The organism is Actinophytocola sp., assembly GCF_036002505.1.
In the GTDB taxonomy this organism is placed as follows: Bacteria; Actinomycetota; Actinomycetes; order Mycobacteriales; family Pseudonocardiaceae; genus DASYTH01.
Map to the genome: position 1 here is coordinate 1 of NZ_DASYTH010000451.1, position 5265 is coordinate 5265.

At 68.7% G+C, this 5265-nt stretch carries 5 protein-coding genes and 1 pseudogene; 3 read left to right on the plus strand and 3 right to left on the minus strand.

Features of this window, described 5'->3' with window-relative positions:
• Together VGR06_RS39865 and VGR06_RS39870 are read left to right on the plus strand one after the other, a co-directional pair.
• The coding region (locus tag VGR06_RS39865; protein WP_327564432.1) for a hypothetical protein at positions 1 to 706 on the plus strand (706 nt) is incomplete at its 5' end.
• 5 nt (positions 707 to 711) lie between these two features.
• Positions 712 to 1455 carry an AfsR/SARP family transcriptional regulator gene (locus VGR06_RS39870; protein WP_327564433.1) on the plus strand — a complete coding sequence of 248 codons (744 nt, stop codon included), beginning with the start codon at positions 712 to 714 and terminating at the stop codon, positions 1453 to 1455.
• A gap of 2 nt (positions 1456 to 1457) precedes the next feature.
• Here the strand turns inward: VGR06_RS39870 and VGR06_RS39875 are convergent, their stop codons facing one another.
• The 3 genes and pseudogenes from VGR06_RS39875 to VGR06_RS39885 all read right to left on the minus strand — a co-directional run bounded on the left by VGR06_RS39875 (position 1458) and on the right by VGR06_RS39885 (position 4520).
• On the minus strand, positions 1458 to 1916 hold the full coding sequence (locus VGR06_RS39875) for a hypothetical protein (protein WP_327564434.1): 459 nt from the start codon (positions 1914 to 1916) through the stop codon (positions 1458 to 1460).
• A gap of 574 nt (positions 1917 to 2490) precedes the next feature.
• A pseudogene (locus tag VGR06_RS39880) lies at positions 2491 to 2772 on the minus strand (integrase); the annotation flags it as partial.
• A 104-nt stretch (positions 2773 to 2876) separates the two neighbouring features.
• On the minus strand, positions 2877 to 4520 hold the full coding sequence (locus VGR06_RS39885) for a sialidase family protein (RefSeq protein WP_327564435.1): 1644 nt from the start codon (positions 4518 to 4520) through the stop codon (positions 2877 to 2879).
• Positions 4521 to 5032: 512 nt separating this feature from the next.
• Between VGR06_RS39885 and VGR06_RS39890 the strand changes: the two genes are divergently transcribed.
• The coding region (locus VGR06_RS39890) for a hypothetical protein (RefSeq protein WP_327564436.1) at positions 5033 to 5265 on the plus strand (233 nt) is incomplete at its 3' end.

Genomic DNA, 5265 nt, shown 5'->3' on the forward strand with positions numbered 1-5265 from the left:
GCCCATGACCACGAACCCGACCGGCAGCACGGTCTCCGGCATGCCGGGGGTTCCCACGGAGCAGTCGACCACAACGAGGAGCCGGCCGGGCACACCGTCCGTGCCAGGCGGGTCGACGCCGATTTCCGGCGCGCCGCCGGCAACTCCGGCACCGCCGCTGTACGAGTTCCGCGCTCCCACCGGCCACAGCGTCGACTCCGCCGCCCACGCGCTGACCGAGGTGTTCGTCCGCGACGAGCTTCCGGCCGAGCGGATCGGCGTGTTCTACGGCACCCGCAGTGACGGCAAGGACGCCGGTGACCGGTACGTCTACGGCGGTCATGTGTTGTGGCGCGACGGCGAGCGGTACGGCTATCTGTTCTGGCTGCAGCGCACGGCGGGCGCGGTCCAGCTCACCGCATACGGCCTGCCGACCGACCCCTGCGTGGACCCGGTCCGGCCGGCGCCGGGGGAACGCTGCGAAATCCGAGCGATCGAGGGCGGCGGCACCGAGGTGCGGTTCGACCTCGACCGCGGCTACCGCCTGCGGGGCGCGACGCATATCAAGAAGGATCCGAACGGCGCGCCGGACGTCGCTGTCACGCTCGGCTTCTATCTGCCGGGGGCGGGTGGCGGCTGGCCGGGGTTCCCGAACCTGTCCGGGCAGCGCGCGCTGGCGGAGATCCCGTACTCACTCGATGACCTGTCGCGCCTGCTACGAAGGTGAAACCGGTGCTGGACTTCGGAGTTCTCGGTCCGCTGCGGGCGGTCGTCGACGGCGTGACCGTCCACATCGGACCGCGCAAGCACCGGATTCTGCTGGCCTCGCTGCTCTTGCGGGCCAACCGGCCGGTGCACCTCGACGAGCTGGTGGACCGGTTATGGCCGACCGCCGAGATTCCCCGGTGCGCGCGAAGCACGGTGCAGACCTACGTCATGCGATTGCGCCACGAGTTGGGTCCGGCCGGGTGCCGGATCCGCACCGGGCCCGAGGCGTATTCGATCGAGCTCGGCGCGGACCAGCTCGACCTCGACCGGTTCGTCCGGCACACCGAGCAGGCCGGACGGGCCCGCCGCAGCGGCGCGCTGTCCGAGGCCCGGGCACATCTGGGTAGCGCGCTGGCGCAGTGGCGCGGTGCGCCCCTGGCCGACGTGCCGTCGGCCACACTGGCCCGGTTCGAGGTGCCGCACCTGATCGAGCGACGCTGCCGGGCGACCGAGCAGCGCATCGAGCTGGACCTTGTGCTCGGTTCGCCCGACGACCTGGTGAGCGAGCTGCACACGTTGATCGCCGAACATCCGCTACACGAACGGTTCCGGGCGTTGCTGATGCGGGCGTACTGCCGGGCCGGGCGGCACGCGGAGGCGCTGGCCGCCTACCACGCCGCCGCCCGGCTGCTCGCCGACGAGCTCGGGGTCGAGCCCGGCCAGGAGCTGCGGCTCAGATACGCCAGGCTCCTGGCCGGCCAGGGGTGACTTCAGCGAACGAACTGGCAGCCGATGGGTGTTTCGCCCGGAAAATGCCAGGCTGCCCATCGGAGCGCGAAGCGGCGGGTGCCCGGCTCGTAGACCCCGTCCGCCGGCGGCAGGTGCGAGCCGGCCTGGATGAACTTCACGGCGTTGCTGGTCAGCGGTCCGTAGTCACCGTCCACCTCCAGACCGGCGCCATGGCAGGTGTTCAGCGACAGCCACTGGAGCACGGCGACCCCGGTGTTGTCGAAGTCGCCGAGCTTGAGCTGGCAGTTGATCCGGCCGGTGAACTGGCCGACGCTGGGTACCCGGGCGAAGCTGTCCGCCTGCCCCAGAACCTGGTCCCACGACCAGGCATTGCAGGTCGGCCAGTCCGCCGCCACAGCAGACGGCGCGATGGCCACCGTCATGGCGCAGCCGGCCGCCAGCGCGGCGATGAGAGCGGTGATTCTTCGAATTAGCCGCATGGACTCGCTCCTTGTAGCCGTCGCATCAGGGACAGTGGCAGCGTCGAGCACCCCGCCGACGCTTCGGCGACGAAACGACGACACGCCGGTGGAACGTGTCAGCTCGCACCCGCGCCGGACCCACACGTCCAGATCTGCGGGGTCGCGCGGCCCGGCCTCGATGTTGGCCGTCATTGGGCATCGCCAGAGCGGCGGCGTCGACGTACTACCGCAATGGTGGCGGAAACCAGCAGCTCACGGCGGGTGCGGTTTCGTGCGGATGCTGTTCGAATCGCACCGGGGGCACGGGCTCCGGCTACGCCTGTCCGCGGAGAGCGCGGACAGGATCGCCCGTCATGATCTTTGGGGGCCGAGCCCCCCAAACCCCCCAACGGTGCCAGCTCCTCGCCTTTGCGGAGCCGGGCACGTTGATCTTGAACCAGCGGGTGGCTTCGCCGTTTGTGCGGATGCGGTACGAATCGCGCTGGGGGCACTCCCCTTGGCCAGGCTCTACTGGCTCGTTCACCAGGTCGAACGTCATCGGTCCCGCCCTTCGACGATGCGGCTGTATGCAGCCAGCGGCAGCCCGATGCGGCTACGCTCCCCCGTTGCGCCCCTGCTCGGAGGCGTCCCAACCGAGCGCCACCTCAATCCGTTCGTGCGCACGCGCTTCGAGTCCAGCAAGGACCTTTGCGTAGATCTGGAACAGCACGGCCAAGGAGTGCCCGGCCCATTCGGCGACTTGTTTCGGGTTCACGCCAGCGGCCAACCAGGTCGACACGCATGCGTGCCGCAAATCGTACGGACGGTGAGCCAGCGGCGAGCCGTACTCCTCATCTGTCAATACGGCTTTCCGCGCCTTATCCCAGATCCGTGATCTTGGCGAGTCGACCGTGCGGGCCAGGCACAAAGCTGACCGAATGCGGATCGTTGGGCGCCGGGCCCCGCATCCGGATGCGGGGCCCGGCTTTGGGTCGGTTGTTACTTGTCGAAGCGGATGTCGGGGTCGGGGGCGATGGCTGGGCCGGGGTCGGCGTCGAGGCGGTTGTCGCCCCAGGCCATGTAGAAGGCGTTGTCGCCGAGGCCGCTGGGCGGTGCGGCGATGTCGTTGTAGTCGCCCATGTAGCAGCCGGCGACCGAGATATCGAAGTTGGGGTTGGTGATGGGGCGGTCGAAGGAGACGTCGGTGACCCGGACGGGAGCGGACCAGGTGACGCCGTCGTCGGCGGACTGGACGAAGTAGGCGTTGAGGAGTCGTTTGGTGGCGTCGAGTTGGGTGGAGTAGTAGAAGACGCGGATGGTGCCGGCGGCGTTGACCGCGATGGAGGGGAAGAACTGGTCGCCGGTGACGACGCTGTTGATGCGTTGGGTGGCGCCGAAGGTGGTGCCGTTGTTCGTGGAGCGGGCGAAGGCGATGTCGGCGCCGGAGCCGCCGGCCAGGCCGGCGCGGTGCCAGACGGAGTAGGCGCTGGCGTTGGTGGAGCGGAACGCCACGGTGGGGAACGGGGTGGAGCGGATGGCGCGGCTGGTGTTGCCGGCCTGGGTGTCGAGGAAGACGTTGCGGCCGCAGGCGCCGTTGATGGTTTCGGCGAGGTTGGCCGCGCCGATGGTGAACTCGGCGCCGAAGCTCACGCCGCCGTTGGTGGAGATCTTGGCGCGCTGCTGCGGCGGGTTGAACGAGCTGTCGAGCCAGGCGACCAGGACGCGGCCGGTTTCCCGGTCCACGTCGACTGAGCAGCCCTGCACGGTGGTGGTACCGGTGGACAGGTTCGCCGCGAGTTGGGTGAAGGTCAGGCCGAAGTCGGTGGAGCGGGAGAACTGGATGCCATTGGCTCCGCCGAAGCGCCGCCAGCAGGCGTAGAGCCGGCCGGGGAAGGTGGCGCCGTTGTCGACGGCGAGCCATTCCTTGTCCTGGAACTCACCGGCGACGGCGAGCGGGCTGGCGGTGCGGCCGAACTGCCACGGGGTCGGTGCGGCACCGCCGTTTCCGGATCGGTGCACGCCGATGATCGAGGTGCCGGCGGCGTTGGTGGCGAGGTTGGCCATGTAGAACAGGGCGGTGTCGGTGGCCATCCGGTTGAAGTCGGAGACCATGACCGGGTCGCCGGACACCGAGCTGATCTGGCCGAGCGGTGTGGTCGGCGGGCCCATGTCGGTGAACGAGGCGCCGCTGTTGGTGGAGCGGGAGTAGCCGCTGAAGTCGCCGCTCGTGAGGAACTGGCCGGAGTCGTTGTATCCCACCAGGACCGTGGTGCTGCGCACGGCGGTGGAGGTTTCGCTCTGGGTGGTGCGTGGGAAGGTGTCCGTGGCGCGGTTGTTGACCAGCACGTCGACGGCCTGGATGCCGGGCTCCGACTTCTCCGCGGCCGCGGACGCGAGTTGGCCCTCGGGGGTCGGCGCCTGGGTCTCGGCGTACGGCGCACCACTCCGCTCCCGGTCGCACTGCCTGGCTAATGCCGCCGCACCCGGGCCCGAGATGTACTGCCGCACCTGGGCATCGGCCAGCAGCCCACACGCACCCGGCGGCGCCGGCGCCGCCGCGCCGGCCGGCGCCGACGTGACAACCGGTCCGGATAGCAGCAATGTCACCGCCGCCGACAGGACAATTGATCGTTTCCTGTTCACGCTCTCTCCCTCTGCGTCAAAGGAATTTCACGGACCGGCCCAAATAGGACGAGTCCGGCTAACTACTCGACCGCACCGATCTCGACAGCGCAAGGGAACAATTCCTGGCCACAAAAGACCAACGGGCCATCAATTCAGCGAATCAGCCACTTGCCATCCGGGTCCGGGACCTTCCGGGGCCGTGGCGCTGGGGCGACCGGCGTAAGCAAATAGTGAGGAATGCGGTTCTCGAACTTTCAGGCAGACCGATGAGTGCCGACATCTGCCCTATCGGGAATACTCTGATCGAGTGAATCGGTGCCCGGCCGGTTGGCGGTTTCCTGATCGAGGTGTTGATCGTGGATGGGTGGCGCGCGAGACTCGGGAGCCATCGTCCCGTTCGGGAGGTGCTGTGGAAGATCTCAAACCGGAGGAGTTCGACGAGGTCGGCATCGAGCTGGTCGAGGAACCGGCTGAGCTCGAGGACTTCGTGTTCGTCCGGATTCGCTTACTCCAGTGACAACGTCCTGATCGTGGTGGCCACCACCGGGGAGGTGGACACCGTGTACGTGCCGGCCGTGGCCGAGCTGATCGGCGATGAGGAGGAGTTCTTCGGGCGGTTCTTCAACACCGGCCCGATGCTGCGGCGGGCGGCCATCGCCGCCGACCCGCGGGAGATCCTGTCGGTGGCCGACCTCGACGAGGTGCTCAGCTCCGAGGCGATCCGCCCGCCATACCTGGACATCGCCCGCGACGGCAAGACCGT